We start from the raw sequence: 17,088 nt of genomic DNA, 5'->3' as shown, positions 1-17,088 counted from the left end.
CGGTAAGGGATAGTCATGGCTACCGTAACCGAACCGTCCATTTCGGAGCTGCATCGCCAGTCGGAAAGACTGGAGGCCGAAACGCGCAAGCTGATGGCCGAAGCCAATAAGCTCACGGCGGAACAGCTCAAGCTCCAGGCGGAGCGCGAGTTGATGCCGCGGTCGATGATTTTCCAGGCGATGCTTGCTACGGCGGCTCTGCTTGGGGCCGGTGCTGCAATAGCCAAGCTTTTCTTCCCCTGAGCGGGACTTAGGCTCCGTTCAACCGTTAATTTCCAGTCCAAAGGACCAATGATCATGGCCCGCCGCCATCCGCTCGAACATTATCGTAACATCGGCATCATGGCCCACATCGATGCCGGCAAGACGACGACGACCGAGCGCATCCTCTATTACACCGGTAAGTCCTACAAGATCGGCGAGGTCCATGAGGGCACCGCGACGATGGACTGGATGGAGCAGGAGCAAGAGCGCGGCATCACGATCACGTCCGCCGCGACGACCTGTTTCTGGGCGGCCGACGAAGGCAAGGGCCCCGAGCACCGCATCAACATCATCGATACGCCCGGCCACGTCGATTTCACGATCGAAGTCGAGCGTTCGCTGCGCGTGCTCGATGGCGCGGTCGCCTGTTTCGATGGCGTTGCCGGCGTCGAGCCGCAGTCCGAGACGGTCTGGCGTCAGGCCGAGAAGTATAAAGTGCCGCGGATGTGCTTCATCAACAAGCTCGATCGCACCGGCGCCAACTTCAACATGTGCGTCGAGATGATCAAGGATCGCCTCGGTGCGCGTCCGGCGGTGCTGTATCTGCCGATCGGTATCGAGGGCGGCTTCAAGGGCTTGGTCGATCTGGTCAACAACCGCGCGATTATCTGGCTTGAGGAGAGCCTGGGCGCCAAGTTCGAATATCAGGACATCCCTGCTGATCTCGCCGATGCTGCTGCGGTCGCCCGCTCCGAGCTGATCGAGATGGCCGTCGAGCAAGACGACGACCTGATGGAGGCCTATCTCGAAGGCAATGAGCCCAGCGTCGCCGATCTCAAGAAGCTGATCCGCAAGGGCACGCTCAACTTCTCGTTCGTGCCCGTGCTGTGCGGCTCGGCGTTCAAGAACAAGGGCGTGCAGCCCCTGCTTGATGGCGTCGTCGATTATCTGCCGAGCCCGCTCGACATCCCGCCGGTGGAGGGCCTCAAGCTCGACGGCGAGACGCCGGATTCGCGTCCTGCGTCCGACGATGCGCCGATGTCGGCGCTGGCGTTCAAGATCATGAACGATCCGTTCGTCGGTACGCTGACCTTCGCCCGCATCTATTCGGGCAAGATGGAAGCGGCCTCGATCGTGCAGAATTCGGTCAAGGATAAGAAGGAAAAGATCGGCCGCATGCTGCTGATGCATGCCAACAGCCGTGAGGATATCCAGGAGGCCTATGCGGGCGACATCGTCGCTTTGGCGGGCCTCAAGGACACGACCACGGGTGACACGCTCTGCGCGCAAAACGCCCCGATCATTCTCGAGCGCATGGAGTTCCCGGACCCCGTCATCGAGCTGTCGGTGGAGCCCAAGACCAAGCAGGACCAGGAGAAGATGGGCGTCGCGCTCAATCGTCTCGCCCGGGAGGATCCGTCGTTCCGCGTGTCTTCGGACAATGAAAGCGGCCAGACCATCATCAAGGGCATGGGCGAGCTCCATCTCGAGATCCTGGTCGATCGCATGAAGCGCGAGTTCAAGGTCGAGGCCAATGTCGGCGCGCCGCAGGTGGCGTATCGCGAATATCTCAAGAAGCCGGTCGAGCTGGTCTACACGCACAAGAAGCAGTCGGGCGGCTCCGGCCAGTTCGCCGAGGTCAAGGTGCAGGTGAAGCCGGGCGAGCGCGGTTCCGGCTTCGTCTTCGTCGACGAGGTCAAAGGCGGCAACGTGCCGCGCGAATATATTCCCTCGGTCGAAAAGGGCATGAAGGAAACCGCGGCGACTGGCGCTTTGATCGGCTTCCCGATCGTCGACGTCGAGGTTCACCTGATCGACGGTAAGTATCATGACGTCGATTCGTCGGCGCTGGCGTTCGAAATATGCGCCCGCGGCGCGATGCGTGAGGCGGCTCAGAAGGCCGGCATCACCATCCTTGAGCCGATCATGAAGGTCGAGGTCGTAACGCCCGAGGATTATCTCGGCGACGTGATCGGCGATCTGAACAGCCGCCGCGGCCAGATCCAGGGCACCGACACCCGCGGCAACGCGCAGGCGGTCGAAGCGCAGGTGCCGCTGGCCAATATGTTCGGCTATGTGAACTCGCTCCGGTCCTTCACGCAGGGCCGCGCGCAGTACACGATGCAGTTCAGCCACTATGACGAGGTTCCCGCGAACGTCGCCGAAGAGGTGAAGGCCAAGCTGGCCTAAGGCTGGCGTAGACGAAAAAAGCTGCTATGGGCGCGCCCTCTGAGAGAGGGCGTGGCCCTTACTCCCACAGATTCGAAGCAAGGTAGGATAAAATGGCCAAGGCTAAATTTGAGCGGACGAAGCCGCACTGCAACATCGGCACCATCGGGCACGTCGATCATGGCAAGACGTCGCTCACGGCCGCCATCACGAAGATCCTCGCCGAAACCGGCGGCGCGACCTTCGTCGATTATGCCAACATCGATAAGGCTCCCGAGGAGCGCGAGCGCGGCATTACGATCTCGACCGCACACGTCGAGTATGAGACCGTGAACCGCCACTATGCGCACGTCGATTGCCCGGGCCACGCCGATTATGTGAAGAACATGATCACCGGGGCCGCGCAGATGGACGGTGGCATTCTCGTCGTCTCCGCGACCGACGGCCCGATGCCGCAGACCCGCGAGCACATCCTGCTCGCCCGCCAGGTCGGCGTGCCGCAGCTCGTCGTGTTCATGAACAAGGTCGATCTGGTCGACGATGCCGAGATCCTCGAGCTCGTCGAGCTCGAAATCCGCGAGCTGCTGTCGTCCTATGATTTCGACGGCGACAACATCCCCGTCATTCCGGGTTCGGCCAAGGCCGCTCTGGACGGCGTCAACGAAGAGCTCGGCCGTGGCGCCGTGCTCAAGCTGATGGCCGCGGTTGACGAGTTCATCCCGCAGCCCGAGCGTCCGCTCGACAAGCCGTTCCTGATGCCGATCGAGGACGTGTTCTCGATCTCGGGCCGCGGCACGGTCGTCACCGGTCGCGTCGAAGCCGGCGTTGTGAAGGTCGGTGAGGAAGTCGAGATCGTCGGCCTCAAGGACACGCGCAAGACCGTCGTCACCGGCGTCGAGATGTTCCGCAAGCTGCTCGATTCGGGCCAGGCAGGCGATAACATCGGCGCGCTGATCCGTGGCGTCGGCCGCGAAGAGGTCGAGCGCGGCCAGGTTCTCTGTAAGCCGGGTTCGATCAAGCCGCACACCAACTTCGAATCGGAAGTTTACGTGCTGTCGAAGGAAGAGGGTGGCCGTCACACGCCGTTCTTCGCCAACTATCGTCCGCAGTTCTATTTCCGCACGACCGACGTGACCGGTGAAGTCGTCCTCCCCGAGGGCACCGAAATGGTCATGCCCGGTGACAACGTGAAGCTCGGCGTCAAGCTGATCGCGCCGATCGCGATGGAGCAGGGCCTGCGCTTCTCGATCCGCGAAGGCGGCCGTACCGTCGGCGCCGGGGTTGTCAGCTCGATCTCCGCATAATATAGCGGCGACCAACAAACGAACCGGCCGATTCCTTAAGGGATCGGCCGGTTTGCTTTTTATAGGGGCCTTTCGAGGCCCAGGCTCTTTCTCATCGGCAGGAACCCATGGACAGCAATATCCGCATTCGCCTCAAGGCGTTCGATCACCGCGTTCTCGATCAGGCGACCGGCGAGATCGCCGACACCGCCCGACGTACCGGCGCGCTGACCCGTGGCCCCATTCCCCTGCCCACCCGCATCGAGAAATTCACGGTCAACCGTGGCCCGCATATCGACAAGAAGTCGCGCGAGCAGTTCGAGGTGCGCACCTACAAGCGGCTGCTCGATATCGTGCAGCCCACCCCGCAGACGGTCGATGCACTGATGAAGCTCGATCTTGCCGCGGGTGTTGATGTTGAGATCAAGTTGGCGTAAGGCGCCAGCACCGCCGGCCAAGGTGATTCACCTCAGCCGGCGCTTTTAGTTTCCCGCATGCGCCTTCGGGCATGCGGTTGAAGCAGAAAGCAAGGATACCGAACGGTTATTTCCTTCTCCGGAAGGTGCCGTTGCCTGCGTCCCCGCTTTCAACAGGAGACGGCGAGCGATCGCTTCTCGGTTGGATACTGGCCCTGGCGGGGCATGCAGTTTCATTGGGCCGGGGCTTCCGATCTCGGAGGCCTTTTTCGTTGGCAAGCTCCTCGGACGACCGCGGAGCCTCTGTTTGGAAGGAATGGATCATGCGCACTGGCGTGATCGCGAAGAAGATGGGGATGACCCGGCTGTTTCAGGAGGATGGGCGCCATGTGCCCGTCACCGTCCTGCAGCTCGATGAGCTCCAGGTTATCGCGCAGAAGACCGAAGGCCGTGATGGTTACGTCGCCGTGCAGCTTGGTGCTGGCAAGGCCAAGGTCAAGAATGTCGCCAAGCCACAGCGCGGCCACTTCGGCAAGGCCGAGGTCGAGCCCAAGGCCTATGTCGCAGAATTCCGTGTGACCGAGGAAAACCTCCTCGACGTCGGCGCCCAGATTTCGGCCGAGCATTATGTCGCGGGCCAGCTCGTCGATGTCGCTGGCCACACGCAGGGCAAGGGCTTTGCGGGCGGCATGAAGCGCTGGAACTTCGGCGGTCTTCGCGCCACGCACGGCGTCTCGGTCTCGCACCGCTCGCTCGGGTCGACCGGCCAGCGTCAGGATCCCGGCAAGGTCTTCAAGAATAAGAAGATGGCCGGCCACATGGGTGACAAGCAGCGCACCCAGCAGAATCTCGAAGTCGTCCGCACGGATGCCGAGCGCGGCCTGATCTTCATCAAGGGTTCGGTTCCCGGCTCCAAGGGCGGCTGGCTCCTCGTCAAGGATGCCGTGAAGGTCCCCGCTCATAAGGACGCGCCGTTCCCGGCCGCGCTGTGGACCGGCAAGGCGCTGCACGAACAGGCTCCTCCGGGCATGGTCGAGGAAGGCGCAGTTCACGAACTGCCGCACGATCCGAGTGCCGAGGAAGTCGCAGCGGGCGTCGCCGCAGCGGATGCCGCGATCGCGCAGGAGGCCGAAGTGGCCGCTGCCGAGACCGACACGCCCAGCACCGATAAGCAGGAGGGCTGATCATGAAAATTCAGGTCAAGAACCTCGACGCCAAGGCAGCCGGCGAACTCGAACTCAACGATGCCATCTTCGGCATCGAGCCGCGCGCGGACATCCTGCACCGGGTCGTCACCTGGCAGCTTGAGAAGCGTCGCGGCACCGCCCGCGGCACCCGCGAGCGGTCCGATGTGGCGCGTACCGGCAAGCGTCTGGGCAACCAGAAGGGCGGCGGTACGGCGCGTCACGGTGATCGTGCAGCCCCGATCTTCATCGGCGGCGGCAAGGCGCACGGCGCCCGCGTTCGCGATTTCAATCCCGGGCTGAACAAGAAGGTTCGCGCGCTTGGTCTCAAGATGGCGCTGTCGTCGAAAGCCAAGGACGGCACGCTGATCGTGCTCGACGGGCTCGATGTCGCCGAGGGCAAGACCAAGGCGCTCGTCGGCCAGCTCGGCGCGCTCGGCTTCGGCACCAAGACTTTGGTGATCGATGGTGACGCGCTGAACGTCAGCTTCGCCAACGCCAGCGGCAATCTCAAGGGCATCAACCTGCTCCCCGCCGTCGGCGCCAACGTCTACGACATTTTGAAGCATGACACGCTGGTGCTGACCCGCGCCGCCGTCGAGAAGCTGGAGGCGCGCCTCAATGGCTAAGAAGCAATCATCGGCGGTCGATAACCGCCATTACGATGTGGTGCTCGCGCCCCACATCACCGAGAAGTCGACTCTGCTCAGCGAGCATAATGCGATCGTCTTCAAGGTGGCGCTCGGTGCGTCCAAGCCCGAGATCAAGGCCGCCGTCGAGGCGATCTGGAGTGTCAAGGTGACGGGCGTAAACACGATCGTCACCGAGGGCAAGACCAAGCGCTGGAAGGGTGCTCCCTACAAGCGCACCGACTTCAAGAAAGCGATCGTGACGCTGGCCGAAGGCCAGTCCATCGACGTGACGACGGGGATCTGAGGCGATGGCGCTCAAGCATTATAATCCGACCAGCCCGGCCCGTCGCGGCCTGGTGCTCGTCGATAAGTCGGGCCTCTGGAAGGGCAAGCCGGTCAAGGCGCTCGTCGAGGGCAAGCACAAGTCCGGCGGCCGCAACAACATGGGCCACGCCACCGCGCGCGGCATCGCCGGCGGCCACAAGCAGAAGTATCGCTACATCGATTTCAAGCGCCGCAAGTGGGATGCACCTGCGACCGTCGAGCGTCTCGAGTATGATCCGAACCGTTCGGCCTTCATCGCGCTGGTGAAGTATGAGGATGGCGAGCTCGCCTACATCCTGGCGCCGCAGCGTCTCGCGGCCGGTGACGTGATCGTCGCCGCCAAGAAGACCGACGTGAAGCCGGGCAATGCGATGGAGCTGGGCCAGGCCCCGGTCGGCACCATCGTCCACAATGTGGAGATGAAGCCGGGCAAGGGTGGCCAGATCGCGCGTGCGGCGGGCACCTATGCCCAGATCGTCGGCCGTGACCGCGGCATGGTGATCATGCGCCTCAATTCGGGCGAGCAGCGCTACATCCATTCGGAGTGCATGTGCACCGTTGGCGCGGTTTCGAACCCGGATAATGGCAATACCTATCTCGCCAAGGCCGGCCGCAACCGCTGGCTCGGCAAGCGCCCGCTGACGCGCGGCGTCGCCAAGAACCCGGTCGATCACCCGCACGGCGGCGGCGAAGGCCGCACCTCGGGTGGCCGTCATCCGGTCACGCCGTGGGGCAAGCCGACCAAGGGCGCCCGTACCCGCAAGAACAAGTCGACCGATAAGATGATCATCCGGTCGCGCCACGCGAGGAAGAAGTAATGGCTCGCTCCGTCTGGAAAGGCCCGTTCGTCGAACTGAGCCTGCTCAAGAAGGCCGAAACCGCCCAGGATGCCGGCACCCGTGCGCCGATCAAGACCTGGTCGCGTCGCTCGACCATCCTGCCGCAGTTCGTCGGCCTCACCTTTAACGTCTACAACGGCCGCAAGTTCGTGCCGGTGTCGGTCAGCGAAGAGATGGTCGGCATGAAGCTCGGTGAGTTCGCGCCGACCCGTTATTTCCCGGGTCATGCGTCCGACAAGAAGGGCAAGCGCTGATGTCCAAGCCTGCATCCCCCCGCAAGGTGGGCGACAAGGAAGCCCTTGCCGTCAACACCTCGGTCCGCGGTTCGCCGTACAAGCTCAATCTCGTCGCGGGCCTGATCCGCGGCAAGAAGGTCGGCGACGCGCTCAACATCCTTTCCTTCTCGACGAAGGCAATGGCTGTCGAAGTCCGCAAGACGCTCGCCAGCGCGATCGCCAACGCCGAGAACAACCACAATCTCGATGTCGATTCGCTGATCGTGCAGGAAGCGTCGGTCGGCAAGGGCCTCGTCATGAAGCGCTTCGCCACCCGCGCCCGCGGCCGCAGCGCCCGCATCGTCAAGCCGTTCAGCCGCATCCGCGTCGTCGTGCGCGAGCAGGAAGAAGCATAATGGGTCAGAAGAGCAATCCGATCGGTATGCGGTTGCAGATCAACCGCACCTGGGACAGCCGCTGGTATGCGGAAGGCGAAAGCTACGCCAAGCTGCTGCTCGAGGATCTCAAGATCCGCGCCTATATCTTCAAGACGCATCCGCAGGCTGCGATCTCGAAGGTGGTGATCGAGCGTCCGGCCAAGCTCGCCCGCGTCTCGATCTATGCCGCACGCCCCGGCGTGATCATCGGCAAGAAGGGCGCGGACATCGAGAAGCTGCGCAAGACGCTGAATTCGATGACCTCGTCCGACGTGAGCCTGAACATCGTCGAGATCCGCAAGCCGGAGATCGACAGCAAGCTCGTCGCGCAAGGCGTCGCCGATCAGCTCGAGCGCCGCATCGCCTTCCGTCGCGCGATGAAGCGCGCGGTGCAGTCGGCGCTGCGTCTCGGTGCCGAGGGCATCCGGATCACCTGCGCCGGCCGTCTCGGCGGTGCGGAGATCGCGCGGACCGAATGGTATCGTGAGGGCCGCGTGCCGCTGCACACGCTGCGCGCCAACGTCGATTATGCGGAAGCCGAAGCGCACACCGCTTATGGCGTCTGCGGCGTCAAGGTCTGGATCTTCAAGGGCGAGATCCTGGGTCATGATCCGCTCGCGCAAGACCGCCTGATGATGGAAGCGCAGACTTCCGGAGTTCGTCCGGCGCGCTGAGGGTAATCCTCCGCCGCCTTATCGGCCGCTAAGAAGCGGTGTTTGAAGGTTAGAGACTATGCTGCAACCGAAGCGCACCAAGTTCCGCAAGGCCTTTAAGGGCCGCATCCACGGCGACGCCAAAGGCGGAACCGCGCTCAATTTCGGCGCCTTCGGCCTCAAGGCCCTGGAGCCCGATCGCATCACCGCCCGCCAGATCGAAGCGGCACGCCGCGCGATCACGCGCCACATCAAGCGCCAGGGCCGCTTGTGGATCCGCATCTTCCCGGACGTTCCCGTCTCGGGCAAGCCTGCCGAAGTCCGCATGGGCTCGGGCAAGGGTGCGCCTGAATTCTGGGCGGCGCGCGTCAAGCCCGGCCGTATCCTGTTCGAGCTGGACGGCGTTCCCGGCCCCATCGCCCGCGTCGCTTTCGAGCGTGCGATGGAAAAGCTTCCCATCAAGACCAAGGTCGTCGCCCGCCTGGGCGAGTCCGTCCACGAGGCTGTGTAAGTCATGGCAAAGATTTCGGATCTCACGGTCGCGACCGACGACCAGCTCTCCACCCAGCTCGGCGAGCTGAAGCGGGAGCAGTTCAACCTGCGCTTTCAGGCCGCCACCAACCAGCTCGAAAAGCCGAGCCGGGTGAAGCAGGTCCGCCGCACGATCGCGCAGATCAAGACCCTGCAGACGCAGCGCTCCGCTGCGGCTGGCAAGTAAGGAGCCACACATGCCGAAGCGCGTGCTGACGGGCACTGTGGTGTCCGACAAGACCGACAAGACGGTGGTGGTCTCGGTCGAGCGGCGGGTTAAGCACCCGCTGTACGGCAAGATCATCAAGCGTTCGAAGAAGTATCACGCCCACGATGAGGCGAACACGTACAAGGAAGGGCAGACCGTCCGCATCGAAGAATGCGCGCCGATCTCCAAGCTGAAGACGTGGACGGTTCTCGGTGCCGTGGATACCCACGCCACCCCCAACGCCGCCGCATAAGGAAGGACTGACCCCATGATTCAGATGCAGTCCAACCTCGAGGTCGCCGATAATTCGGGCGCCAAGCGCGTCCAGTGCATCAAGGTGCTCGGCGGATCGAAGCGGCGCTTCGCCACGGTGGGCGACGTGATCGTCGTTTCCATCAAGGAAGCCGCGCCGCGCGCCAAGGTCAAGAAGGGCGACGTTCATCGCGCCGTGATCGTCCGCACCGCTAAGGACGTGAACCGTCCCGATGGTTCGACGATCCGCTTCGACGGCAATGCCGCCGTGCTGATCAACAAGAACAATGGCGAGCCGATCGGCACCCGTATCTTCGGCCCGGTGGTCCGCGAACTGCGCGCCGCCGGCCACATGAAGATCATCTCTCTCGCGCCCGAGGTGCTTTGAGATGGCTGCCGCCAAGATCAAGAAGGGTGACAACGTCATCGTCCTGTCCGGCAAGGACAAGGGCAAGACGGGCACGGTCACCAAGTCGCTGCCCAAGGATGGCAAGGTGATCGTCGCCGGCGTCAACGTCGCGACCCGTCACCGCAAGCCCAGCCAGGCAAACCCGCAGGGCGGTCTCGAGAAGATCGAGGCTCCGATGCACATTTCCAAGGTTGCGATCGCGACCGCCGACGGCAAGCCGACGCGCGTTCGCTTCGAAACCCAGGACGGCAAGAAGGTCCGCGTCGCCGTGAAGACCGGGGAGAAGATCGATGGCTGATTCCAAGCCCCGTCTCCAGAAGCAGTACGAGGACTCGATCATCAAGGCGATGACCGAGAAGTTCGGCTACAAGAACGTCATGCAGGTGCCCCGGCTCGACAAGATCGTGCTGAACATGGGCGTTGGCGAGGCGAGCCAGGACAAGAAGCATGTCGCCAAGGCCGCGGAAGAAATGACCGCGATCGCCGGCCAGAAGTCGGTGATCACCAAGGCCAAGAAGTCGATTGCTCAGTTCAAGCTGCGCGAAGGCATGCCGATCGGCTGCAAGGTCACGTTGCGCCGTGCCAAGATGTACGAATTCCTCGATCGCTTCGTGACGATCGCCTTGCCGCGCGTCCGCGATTTCCGCGGGCTTTCGGACAAGTCTTTCGATGGCCGCGGCAATTATGCCACCGGCCTCAAGGAGCAGCTGATCTTCCCGGAGATCAGCTACGACCAGATCGATAAGGTCCGTGGCATGGACGTGATCATCACCACCACCGCGAATACCGATGACGAGGCACGCGAGCTGCTCCGTCTGTTCGGTTTCCCGTTCCCGCTGCCCGTCGTTGAAGAGAAGAAGGCGGCGTAATTCACTCCCGCCCCGGCACGATGGCAGGGGCGATTAAGGACTTAAGTCGATGGCGAAACTGAGTTCGATCAACAAGAATGAGCGTCGCAAGAAGCTCGTTAAGAAATATGCGGGCAAATATGCCCGGCTGAAGGCGGTTGCCGCCGATACCTCGCTCGATGAGACGGAGCGCCTGATCGCGCGCCTGAAGCTCGCCGAGATTCCGCGCAACGGCAATCCGACGCGCGTGCGCAACCGCTGCATGATCACCGGGCGTCCGCGCGGTGTGTATCGCAAGTTCGGTCTGGGCCGCGTCATGCTGCGGCAGCTGGCGACGCGGGGCATGATCCCCGGCGTCATCAAGTCGAGCTGGTAAGGGCTAGATATGTCGATCAACGATCCATTGGGTGATCTGCTCACCCGCATCCGCAACGGCCAGCGCGCCCGCAAGGACAGCGTCACGTCGCCCGCATCGAAGTTGCGCGCCCGCGTGCTCGATGTGCTGCAGCGCGAGGGCTATATCCGTGGCTATTCGGAAGAGAAGCTGGGGGATCATCCCGGCCTGCGCATTGAGCTGAAATATTTCGAGGGCCAACCCGCGATCCAGCACGTCGCGCGCATCTCGACCCCCGGCCGCCGCGTCTATTCGGGCAGCCAGGAGCTGCCGCGCATCCGCAACGGCCTCGGCATGACCATCGTCTCGACGCCCAAGGGCGTTCTGTCCGACGCGGAAGCGCGCGACCAGAATGTCGGCGGCGAAGTGCTCGCGGAGGTGTTCTGATGAGCCGCATCGGTAAGAAGCCGGTTCCCGTTCCTTCGGGCGTGACCGCCAACATCGATGGCAAGCTGCTCACCGTGAAGGGTGCCAAGGGCACTCTCACCATGCCGCTGGTCGAAGACGTGACCTATGAGATCGGCGACGGCGGCGTTTCGGTGCAGCCGGCCAACGACACCAAGCGGGCGCGTTCCTTCTGGGGCATGCAGCGCACGATGATCGCCAATCTGATCACCGGCGTGACCGAGGGCTTTTCGAAGCAGCTCCTGATCACCGGCGTCGGCTATCGCGCCAACGTGCAGGGCAAGAACCTCAAGCTGCAGCTCGGCTACAGCCACGATGTCGATTTCGCGATCCCCGAGGGGATCACGATCGCGACCCCGGATCAGACCACGGTCAACATCTCGGGCATCGACAAGCAGAAGGTCGGCCAGGTTGCCGCCGAAATCCGCCGCTGGCGCAAGCCTGAGCCCTACAAGGGCAAGGGTATCAAGTACGCCGGCGAATATATCTTCCGTAAGGAAGGAAAGAAGAAGTAATGGCCAAGGGTCTCTCTCTCTTCGAGCGCCGCCGGCGCCGTGTCCGCACCGCGCTGAAGGCCAAGGGCTCGCTACGCCCCCGGCTTTCGGTCCACCGTTCGGGCCGCCACATCTATGCGCAGGTGATCGACGATGCGGCGGGCAAGACCGTCGCAGCCGCCTCGACCCTCGAAAAGGATGTGCGCAGCACGACGGGCGCCACCGCCGATGCGGCGGCTTCGGTCGGCAAGCGCGTCGCCGAGCGCGCCAGCCAGGCTGGCGTCACCAAGGTCGTCTTCGATCGCGGCGGTTTCCTGTTCCACGGGCGTGTGAAAGCGCTCGCCGATGCCGCCCGTGAAGGCGGATTGGAGTTCTAAATGGCTGACGAAGTTCAGAACGACGCCCCCGTTGAGGCGGTGGCACCCGAGGCGGCTCCGGCCGCCGCTCCCGAGGGCCGTGGCCCGCGTGGCGGCCGTGGCCGTGGCGGCAACGACAATCGTGGCCGGGGTGGCCGTGACGGCAACCGCCGCCGCGACGACCGCAACAAGAGCGACGACGGCGGCGAAGAGCTGGTCGAGAAGCTCGTCCACATCAACCGCGTCTCCAAGACGGTGAAGGGCGGCAAGCGTTTCGGCTTTGCGGCGCTCGTCGTCGTGGGTGACGGCGCCGGTCGCGTCGGCTTCGGCCACGGCAAGGCGCGCGAAGTTCCCGAGGCGATCTCCAAGGCGACCGCCGCCGCCAAGAAGGCGATGATCCGCGTCGCGCTCAAGGATGGCCGCACGTTGCATCATGATGGCCTCGGCCATTTCGGTGCGGGCCGCGTCACGCTGCGGTCGGCGCCTGCCGGCACCGGCATCATCGCCGGTGGCCCGATGCGCGCCATCTTCGAAAGCCTTGGCGTCCATGACGTGGTCACCAAGTCGGTCGGCACCAGCAATCCCTACAACATGATCCGCGCGACCTTCGAAGCGCTCGGCGAGCAGACGAGCCCCCGTGCCGTCGCGCAGCGCCGTGGCAAGAAGATCGCCGATCTGCTGCGCCGCAGCGGCGTTTCGGTCGAAGTCGCCGAAGCCGATGCCGCGGCCGTGACGGAGTAAGCACGATGGCGACCATCAAGGTAACCCAGACCGGATCCCCGATTCGCCGCCCGAAGGAGCAGCGCGCGACTTTGGTCGGCCTCGGTCTCAACAAGCTGCACAAGACCAGCGAGCTCGAGGATACCCCCGAGGTCCGCGGCATGATCCGTGCGGTACGGCATATGGTGAAGGTCGAAGGTTGATCTCCGCAAAGCCCCTCCCCTTCAGGGGAGGGGTTGGGGTGGGCCGGCCCATCGACGGTGTGATCCGCCGCTACCGGACTCCCCCACACCCCGACCCTCTCTCCTGAAGGGGAGAGGGAGTTTAGCGCGAACATAGCGAAAGCGAGTGCAGACAATGAAACTGAACGAAATCCAGGACAATGACGGCGCCCGCAAGGGCCGGATGCGCGTTGGGCGCGGCATCGGCTCGGGCAAGGGCAAGACCGCGGGCCGTGGCCAGAAGGGCCAGAAGAGCCGCGAAGGCGTCTCGATCAACGGCTTCGAAGGCGGCCAGATGCCGCTCCACATGCGGATCCCGAAGCGCGGCTTCAACAATATCTTCGCCAAGGATTATGCCGAAGTGAACCTCGGCGCGATCCAGAAGCTGGTCGATGCCGGTACGCTCGCCAAGGACGGCACGATCGATCATGCCGCGCTGAAGGCGGCGGGCGTGGCGCGCGGCGGCAAGCATGGCGTGCGCATCCTCGGCAAGGGCGAATTTTCGGCCAAGCTTTCGTTCAACGTCGCGGGCGTCTCGAAGGGCGCGCGCGAGGCGATCGAGAAGGCCGGCGGTTCGGTGTCGGTGATCGAGGTGGTCCCGGCCGCCGACAAGCACAAGGCCAAGCACCGCACCGCACAAGCCGCAGCAAAGGCCGCGCGCGCCTAAGTCCATCGGACGGGTGGCGTAAGCCAGTAACGCACACTATGGAGCGGCGGGTGCGGGGTTCGTACCCGCCGCTCTTTTGATTTCAGGGTAATCGATCCACAATGGCATCCGCAGCCGAGCAACTGGCCGCCAACGCGAGCCTTTCGCAATTCGCGAAGGCGACCGAACTCAAGAAGCGCATCTGGTTCACGCTCGGTGCGCTCGTCGTGTTCCGGCTGCTCTCTTATGTGCCGCTGCCGGGCATCGATCCGCGCGCGCTCGCCACGCTCTTCGATTCGACGAAGGGCGGCGTCATGGATTTCTTCAACACCTTCACCGGCGGCGCGCTGACGCGCATGTCGATCGTCGCGCTGGGCGTCATGCCCTACATCACCGCCTCGATCGTCGTGCAACTCTCCACCTCGCTCAGCCCTGCCCTGAACGCGATCAAGAAAGAGGGCGAGAGCGGGCGGAAGAAGCTCAACCAATATACCCGCTACGGCACTGTCGGCCTCACGGCTGTACAGGGTTATTTCATCGCCGTGGGGCTGAGTGCCTGGGGCGCGAGCGCCGGGCAATCGGCGGTGGTCGTCGATCCGATGCTGTTCCGCGTCACCACGGTGATCACTTTGGTGGGCGGCACGCTGTTCCTGATGTGGATCGGCGAGCAGATTACCAGCCGGGGGATCGGCAACGGCGTCTCGCTGATCATCATGTCCGGCATCGTCGCGCAGCTGCCGACGACGATCGCGGGCGCGCTCGATCAGGCACGCACCGGCGCCACCTCGCCCCTGATGGTGCTGGGCGGCTTCGTGCTGGTGATCGGGCTGATCCTGTTCATCTGCTTCATGGAGCGCGCGACCCGGCGGGTGCTGATCCAATATCCAAAGCGCCAGACCGCGCGGGGGATGCAGCAGGGCGATCGCAGCTTCCTGCCGCTCAAGATCAACACCGCCAACGTGATCCCGCCGATCTTCGCCTCGTCGCTGCTGGCGCTGCCGCTGACGATCACGCAGTTCGCGGGCAAGCATATCAACGGCGAGAGCCGGTGGGGCGATTTCGTGATCAGCCTCAATCAGTGGATCGGCCAGGATACGCCGCTCTATTTTGTGCTCTATGCGGCCGGGATCATCTTTTTCTCCTTCTTTTACACGGCGGTCGTGTTCAATCCGGAGGAGACGGCGGACAACCTCAAGCGCTACGGCGGTTTCATTCCGGGCATCCGCCCCGGCAAGAGCACCGAAACCTATCTCGATTATGTGCTGACCCGCATCACCGTGCTCGGCGCGGCGTATCTGACGCTGATCTGCGTGGTGCCGGAAATCTTCATTCCGCGTCACCTCGTCGGATTCGGCGGCACCAGCCTACTCATTGTTGTCAACGTCACCATTGATACCGTAACGCAGATCCAGAGCCACCTTCTCGCCCATCAATATGGCGACCTCATCAAGAAGGCGAAGCTCAAGGGAGGAATGCGTCGGTGAAGATCCTGATATTGCTCGGGCCGCCGGGGGCGGGCAAGGGCACCCAGGCACAATCGTTGATGACCAAGCACGGCCTGGTGCAGCTTTCCACCGGTGATATGCTGCGCGCCGCGGTGAAGGCCGGCAGCGAGATCGGGCAGAAGGCCGATGCGCTGATGAAGGCGGGCAAGCTTGTGCCGGACGATGTGGTGACCGCACTGATCGAAAGCCGGCTGGAGTTCGAAGCGCATGCGCCGGGCTTCATCTTTGACGGCTATCCGCGCACTCACGCGCAGGCGGAATCGCTGGATGCGCTGCTCGCCAAGCATGGCATGAAGCTCGATCATGTGCTGGAGTTGGCGGTGGACGAAGAGGCGCTGGTCGCGCGCATCTCGGGCCGTTTCACCTGCGCGCATTGCAACGAAGGCTATCACGACAGTTTCAAGCCACCCAAGGTGGAGGGCACCTGCGATGTCTGCGGCGCCCATGATTTCAAGCGTCGCCCGGACGACAATGCCGAAACCGTCCGTGCCCGCCTTACCGAATATCGCGCCAAAACCGCGCCGATCCTGCCGTATTATGAGGCGAAGGGTCTGGTCAGCCGGGTCGATGGCATGGCCGATATCAAGGTGGTGACCGAGGCCATCGAAAAGGTTCTAGCGGGTGACACCGAGACGGTTTGATCAGGCGGCGAGGGCGTTGCCGTCTTTCCGTTGGTTTGCCCCGGCGAGCAGCGCGGTGGCCTGAACCGTCGCGATCTGGGTGCTTTGGGCGAGGCGCTTCACTTCCTGGGCGACCACCGCGAAGCCGCGCCCCGCCTCGCCGGCGCGCGCCGCTTCGATCGTTGCGTTAAGTGCGAGAAGGTTGGTCTGGCGCGCGATATTGTCGATCAGCCCGACAATGGTGCTCAGTTCGCTCGCCATCTTTTCCAGCGTATGGCGGCGCGCATCGATCTCGGCGGTCAGCCGCCGCTGGTTATCGTCGGCGGAGCGCTGCGCCACGCGCTGGGCGGTGACATCGCTCGCGATCTTGAAGATGCGCTCCACCTCGCCTTGGGCGTTGTATAGCGGATTATAGCTTGCTTGCAGCCAGATCGGTGAGCCGTCAGCCTTCCGGCGTTGAAAGACGCCTACCTGGAATTGGCCGCTGCTGAGGCCCTGCCAGAAGGCGCGATAATCCGCCGTGGCGGCCACTCCTGGATCGCACAGCATGCTGTGGTGGCGGCCGATTACGGCTTCTGCGGAATAGCCGGTCGCCCGGAGAAAATTGGTGTTGGCCACCAGAATCGTGCCATCAAGAGCGAACTCGATCGTCAGCTGCGAGCGGTCGACGGCATTGAGCCGGCTGACGCTGTCGGCCGCCTGCGCCCGTTGCGCGCTGATATCGGTGCCGAATAGGACGAAACCGACCATCTCGCCGCGGTCGGATCGAATCGGCGCATAGACGGCATGCAACCAAAAGCGCTCTCCACCGCGCCGCATCATGCCGATATCGCAAATGTCATGCTCACCACGGCGAAGCGTGTCCCAGCGCACTTTATAGGCGGGATCGGCAAAAGTCGCCGGCGCGCACAATTTGCGGTGCAACTCGCCGCGGAGGTCGCTCAGGCGGTAGCCGAACAGCGTCAGGAAACGATCGTTGGCTTCGACCAGCCGCCCATCCATATCGAAGAAGGCGACCGCGCTAGATTGCGAGATCGCCTGCCACACCGCCTGCGCGCCGGTAAGGATCGGAGCTCCCACGGCTTCGCCGCTATCCCGCTGTTTCCGCATGATATCATCCATT

At 63.5% G+C, this 17,088-nt stretch carries 27 protein-coding genes; 26 read left to right on the top strand and 1 reads right to left on the bottom strand.

Annotated features, from left to right (window positions below):
* The first annotated feature begins 15 nt into the window (after positions 1-15).
* The 26 genes from FHS31_RS13740 (at position 16) to FHS31_RS13615 (ending at position 15,986) form a co-directional block, all read left to right on the top strand.
* A complete protein-coding gene (locus FHS31_RS13740) occupies positions 16-243 on the top strand; it encodes a hypothetical protein (RefSeq protein ID WP_167074493.1) in 228 nt (75 codons plus the stop codon).
* Between the two features lie 54 nt (positions 244-297).
* Positions 298-2,394, top strand: coding sequence for an elongation factor G (gene fusA, locus FHS31_RS13735; protein WP_167074491.1), 2,097 nt, complete (start codon positions 298-300; stop codon positions 2,392-2,394).
* Between the two features lie 92 nt (positions 2,395-2,486).
* Positions 2,487-3,677, top strand: coding sequence for an elongation factor Tu (gene tuf / locus FHS31_RS13730; RefSeq protein ID WP_167074489.1), 1,191 nt, complete (start codon positions 2,487-2,489; stop codon positions 3,675-3,677).
* A 107-nt stretch (positions 3,678-3,784) separates the two neighbouring features.
* A complete protein-coding gene (gene rpsJ / locus FHS31_RS13725; protein WP_167074487.1) occupies positions 3,785-4,093 on the top strand; it encodes a 30S ribosomal protein S10 in 309 nt (102 codons plus the stop codon).
* Positions 4,094-4,395: 302 nt separating this feature from the next.
* Positions 4,396-5,256: a 50S ribosomal protein L3 gene (gene rplC, locus FHS31_RS13720; RefSeq protein ID WP_167074485.1), complete on the top strand. Its 861-nt coding sequence runs from the start codon at positions 4,396-4,398 to the stop codon at positions 5,254-5,256.
* 2 nt (positions 5,257-5,258) lie between these two features.
* On the top strand, positions 5,259-5,885 hold the full coding sequence (gene rplD / locus FHS31_RS13715; protein WP_167074483.1) for a 50S ribosomal protein L4: 627 nt from the start codon (positions 5,259-5,261) through the stop codon (positions 5,883-5,885).
* On the top strand, positions 5,878-6,192 hold the full coding sequence (locus tag FHS31_RS13710) for a 50S ribosomal protein L23 (RefSeq protein ID WP_167074481.1): 315 nt from the start codon (positions 5,878-5,880) through the stop codon (positions 6,190-6,192). Before rplD ends, FHS31_RS13710 begins: the two co-directional genes overlap by 8 nt.
* A 4-nt stretch (positions 6,193-6,196) precedes the next feature.
* Positions 6,197-7,030, top strand: coding sequence for a 50S ribosomal protein L2 (gene rplB / locus FHS31_RS13705; RefSeq protein WP_167074479.1), 834 nt, complete (start codon positions 6,197-6,199; stop codon positions 7,028-7,030).
* Positions 7,030-7,305 carry a 30S ribosomal protein S19 gene (rpsS, locus tag FHS31_RS13700; RefSeq protein ID WP_167074477.1) on the top strand — a complete coding sequence of 92 codons (276 nt, stop codon included), beginning with the start codon at positions 7,030-7,032 and terminating at the stop codon, positions 7,303-7,305. Before rplB ends, rpsS begins: the two co-directional genes overlap by 1 nt.
* Positions 7,305-7,682 carry a 50S ribosomal protein L22 gene (gene rplV, locus FHS31_RS13695; protein WP_167074475.1) on the top strand — a complete coding sequence of 126 codons (378 nt, stop codon included), beginning with the start codon at positions 7,305-7,307 and terminating at the stop codon, positions 7,680-7,682. The genes rpsS and rplV overlap by 1 nt, the downstream gene beginning before the upstream one ends.
* Positions 7,682-8,377, top strand: a complete 696-nt coding sequence (gene rpsC, locus FHS31_RS13690; protein ID WP_167074473.1) for a 30S ribosomal protein S3 — start codon at positions 7,682-7,684, stop codon at positions 8,375-8,377. Before rplV ends, rpsC begins: the two co-directional genes overlap by 1 nt.
* A gap of 58 nt (positions 8,378-8,435) precedes the next feature.
* On the top strand, positions 8,436-8,867 hold the full coding sequence (rplP, locus tag FHS31_RS13685; protein ID WP_167074471.1) for a 50S ribosomal protein L16: 432 nt from the start codon (positions 8,436-8,438) through the stop codon (positions 8,865-8,867).
* 3 nt (positions 8,868-8,870) lie between these two features.
* A complete protein-coding gene (rpmC, locus tag FHS31_RS13680) occupies positions 8,871-9,074 on the top strand; it encodes a 50S ribosomal protein L29 (RefSeq protein ID WP_167074469.1) in 204 nt (67 codons plus the stop codon).
* Between the two features lie 10 nt (positions 9,075-9,084).
* Complete coding sequence (rpsQ, locus tag FHS31_RS13675) at positions 9,085-9,348, top strand: 30S ribosomal protein S17 (protein ID WP_167074468.1); 264 nt, start codon at positions 9,085-9,087, stop codon at positions 9,346-9,348.
* A gap of 15 nt (positions 9,349-9,363) precedes the next feature.
* Entirely contained in the window at positions 9,364-9,735 is a 372-nt protein-coding gene (gene rplN, locus FHS31_RS13670) for a 50S ribosomal protein L14 (RefSeq protein WP_167074466.1), read from the top strand.
* Position 9,736: 1 nt separating this feature from the next.
* Positions 9,737-10,054 (top strand): 50S ribosomal protein L24, encoded by a 318-nt coding sequence (rplX, locus tag FHS31_RS13665; RefSeq protein WP_167074464.1) that lies wholly within the window; start codon positions 9,737-9,739, stop codon positions 10,052-10,054.
* The gene (gene rplE / locus FHS31_RS13660) at positions 10,047-10,625 is read left to right on the top strand and encodes a 50S ribosomal protein L5 (RefSeq protein WP_167074462.1); all 579 of its coding nucleotides are present in this window, start codon (positions 10,047-10,049) and stop codon (positions 10,623-10,625) included. The genes rplX and rplE overlap by 8 nt, the downstream gene beginning before the upstream one ends.
* Positions 10,626-10,674: 49 nt before the next feature.
* Positions 10,675-10,980: a 30S ribosomal protein S14 gene (rpsN, locus tag FHS31_RS13655; RefSeq protein ID WP_167074460.1), complete on the top strand. Its 306-nt coding sequence runs from the start codon at positions 10,675-10,677 to the stop codon at positions 10,978-10,980.
* Positions 10,981-10,989: 9 nt separating this feature from the next.
* Positions 10,990-11,385: a 30S ribosomal protein S8 gene (gene rpsH / locus FHS31_RS13650; protein ID WP_167074458.1), complete on the top strand. Its 396-nt coding sequence runs from the start codon at positions 10,990-10,992 to the stop codon at positions 11,383-11,385.
* Complete coding sequence (gene rplF, locus FHS31_RS13645) at positions 11,385-11,918, top strand: 50S ribosomal protein L6 (RefSeq protein WP_167074456.1); 534 nt, start codon at positions 11,385-11,387, stop codon at positions 11,916-11,918. Before rpsH ends, rplF begins: the two co-directional genes overlap by 1 nt.
* The gene (gene rplR, locus FHS31_RS13640) at positions 11,918-12,274 is read left to right on the top strand and encodes a 50S ribosomal protein L18 (RefSeq protein WP_167074454.1); all 357 of its coding nucleotides are present in this window, start codon (positions 11,918-11,920) and stop codon (positions 12,272-12,274) included. Before rplF ends, rplR begins: the two co-directional genes overlap by 1 nt.
* A complete protein-coding gene (gene rpsE, locus FHS31_RS13635) occupies positions 12,275-12,994 on the top strand; it encodes a 30S ribosomal protein S5 (protein ID WP_167074452.1) in 720 nt (239 codons plus the stop codon).
* Between the two features lie 5 nt (positions 12,995-12,999).
* A complete protein-coding gene (gene rpmD, locus FHS31_RS13630) occupies positions 13,000-13,176 on the top strand; it encodes a 50S ribosomal protein L30 (RefSeq protein WP_167074450.1) in 177 nt (58 codons plus the stop codon).
* Between the two features lie 154 nt (positions 13,177-13,330).
* A complete protein-coding gene (gene rplO / locus FHS31_RS13625; RefSeq protein ID WP_167074448.1) occupies positions 13,331-13,861 on the top strand; it encodes a 50S ribosomal protein L15 in 531 nt (176 codons plus the stop codon).
* A 101-nt stretch (positions 13,862-13,962) separates the two neighbouring features.
* Positions 13,963-15,324: a preprotein translocase subunit SecY gene (gene secY, locus FHS31_RS13620; protein WP_167074446.1), complete on the top strand. Its 1,362-nt coding sequence runs from the start codon at positions 13,963-13,965 to the stop codon at positions 15,322-15,324.
* Positions 15,321-15,986: an adenylate kinase gene (locus FHS31_RS13615; protein ID WP_341786363.1), complete on the top strand. Its 666-nt coding sequence runs from the start codon at positions 15,321-15,323 to the stop codon at positions 15,984-15,986. The genes secY and FHS31_RS13615 overlap by 4 nt, the downstream gene beginning before the upstream one ends.
* On the opposite strand, the gene FHS31_RS16495 is transcribed toward FHS31_RS13615, so the two are convergent.
* Positions 15,987-17,075, bottom strand: coding sequence for a methyl-accepting chemotaxis protein (locus FHS31_RS16495; RefSeq protein WP_208408722.1), 1,089 nt, complete (start codon positions 17,073-17,075; stop codon positions 15,987-15,989).
* Between the last annotated feature and the right edge of the window lie 13 nt (positions 17,076-17,088).

The sequence above is a fragment of the Sphingomonas vulcanisoli genome (genome assembly GCF_011761305.1).
Lineage (GTDB): Bacteria > Pseudomonadota > Alphaproteobacteria > Sphingomonadales > Sphingomonadaceae > Sphingomonas_I > Sphingomonas_I vulcanisoli.
The sequence above is the reverse complement of the archived record's forward strand: the minus strand, read 5'-3'. Positions and strand labels throughout refer to the sequence as shown.

What these genes read in the sequence shown, in the direction of transcription:
- rplO (WP_167074448.1), top strand. Translation starts at nt 13,331, where the DNA reads ATGAAACTGAACGAAATCCAGGACAATGACGGCGCCCGCAAGGGCCGG.
- rplC (WP_167074485.1), top strand. Translation starts at nt 4,396, where the DNA reads ATGCGCACTGGCGTGATCGCGAAGAAGATGGGGATGACCCGGCTGTTT.
- rplF (WP_167074456.1), top strand. Translation starts at nt 11,385, where the DNA reads ATGAGCCGCATCGGTAAGAAGCCGGTTCCCGTTCCTTCGGGCGTGACC.
- rpsN (WP_167074460.1), top strand. Translation starts at nt 10,675, where the DNA reads ATGGCGAAACTGAGTTCGATCAACAAGAATGAGCGTCGCAAGAAGCTC.
- rplX (WP_167074464.1), top strand. Translation starts at nt 9,737, where the DNA reads ATGGCTGCCGCCAAGATCAAGAAGGGTGACAACGTCATCGTCCTGTCC.
- FHS31_RS16495 (WP_208408722.1), bottom strand. Translation starts at nt 17,075, where the DNA reads ATGCGGAAACAGCGGGATAGCGGCGAAGCCGTGGGAGCTCCGATCCTT.
- rpsH (WP_167074458.1), top strand. Translation starts at nt 10,990, where the DNA reads ATGTCGATCAACGATCCATTGGGTGATCTGCTCACCCGCATCCGCAAC.
- rpmC (WP_167074469.1), top strand. Translation starts at nt 8,871, where the DNA reads ATGGCAAAGATTTCGGATCTCACGGTCGCGACCGACGACCAGCTCTCC.
- rpsE (WP_167074452.1), top strand. Translation starts at nt 12,275, where the DNA reads ATGGCTGACGAAGTTCAGAACGACGCCCCCGTTGAGGCGGTGGCACCC.
- fusA (WP_167074491.1), top strand. Translation starts at nt 298, where the DNA reads ATGGCCCGCCGCCATCCGCTCGAACATTATCGTAACATCGGCATCATG.
- rpsQ (WP_167074468.1), top strand. Translation starts at nt 9,085, where the DNA reads ATGCCGAAGCGCGTGCTGACGGGCACTGTGGTGTCCGACAAGACCGAC.
- rplE (WP_167074462.1), top strand. Translation starts at nt 10,047, where the DNA reads ATGGCTGATTCCAAGCCCCGTCTCCAGAAGCAGTACGAGGACTCGATC.
- secY (WP_167074446.1), top strand. Translation starts at nt 13,963, where the DNA reads ATGGCATCCGCAGCCGAGCAACTGGCCGCCAACGCGAGCCTTTCGCAA.
- rplR (WP_167074454.1), top strand. Translation starts at nt 11,918, where the DNA reads ATGGCCAAGGGTCTCTCTCTCTTCGAGCGCCGCCGGCGCCGTGTCCGC.
- rplP (WP_167074471.1), top strand. Translation starts at nt 8,436, where the DNA reads ATGCTGCAACCGAAGCGCACCAAGTTCCGCAAGGCCTTTAAGGGCCGC.
- rplB (WP_167074479.1), top strand. Translation starts at nt 6,197, where the DNA reads ATGGCGCTCAAGCATTATAATCCGACCAGCCCGGCCCGTCGCGGCCTG.
- tuf (WP_167074489.1), top strand. Translation starts at nt 2,487, where the DNA reads ATGGCCAAGGCTAAATTTGAGCGGACGAAGCCGCACTGCAACATCGGC.
- rplV (WP_167074475.1), top strand. Translation starts at nt 7,305, where the DNA reads ATGTCCAAGCCTGCATCCCCCCGCAAGGTGGGCGACAAGGAAGCCCTT.
- rpsC (WP_167074473.1), top strand. Translation starts at nt 7,682, where the DNA reads ATGGGTCAGAAGAGCAATCCGATCGGTATGCGGTTGCAGATCAACCGC.
- FHS31_RS13740 (WP_167074493.1), top strand. Translation starts at nt 16, where the DNA reads ATGGCTACCGTAACCGAACCGTCCATTTCGGAGCTGCATCGCCAGTCG.
- rpsJ (WP_167074487.1), top strand. Translation starts at nt 3,785, where the DNA reads ATGGACAGCAATATCCGCATTCGCCTCAAGGCGTTCGATCACCGCGTT.
- FHS31_RS13710 (WP_167074481.1), top strand. Translation starts at nt 5,878, where the DNA reads ATGGCTAAGAAGCAATCATCGGCGGTCGATAACCGCCATTACGATGTG.
- rpsS (WP_167074477.1), top strand. Translation starts at nt 7,030, where the DNA reads ATGGCTCGCTCCGTCTGGAAAGGCCCGTTCGTCGAACTGAGCCTGCTC.
- rplN (WP_167074466.1), top strand. Translation starts at nt 9,364, where the DNA reads ATGATTCAGATGCAGTCCAACCTCGAGGTCGCCGATAATTCGGGCGCC.
- rpmD (WP_167074450.1), top strand. Translation starts at nt 13,000, where the DNA reads ATGGCGACCATCAAGGTAACCCAGACCGGATCCCCGATTCGCCGCCCG.
- rplD (WP_167074483.1), top strand. Translation starts at nt 5,259, where the DNA reads ATGAAAATTCAGGTCAAGAACCTCGACGCCAAGGCAGCCGGCGAACTC.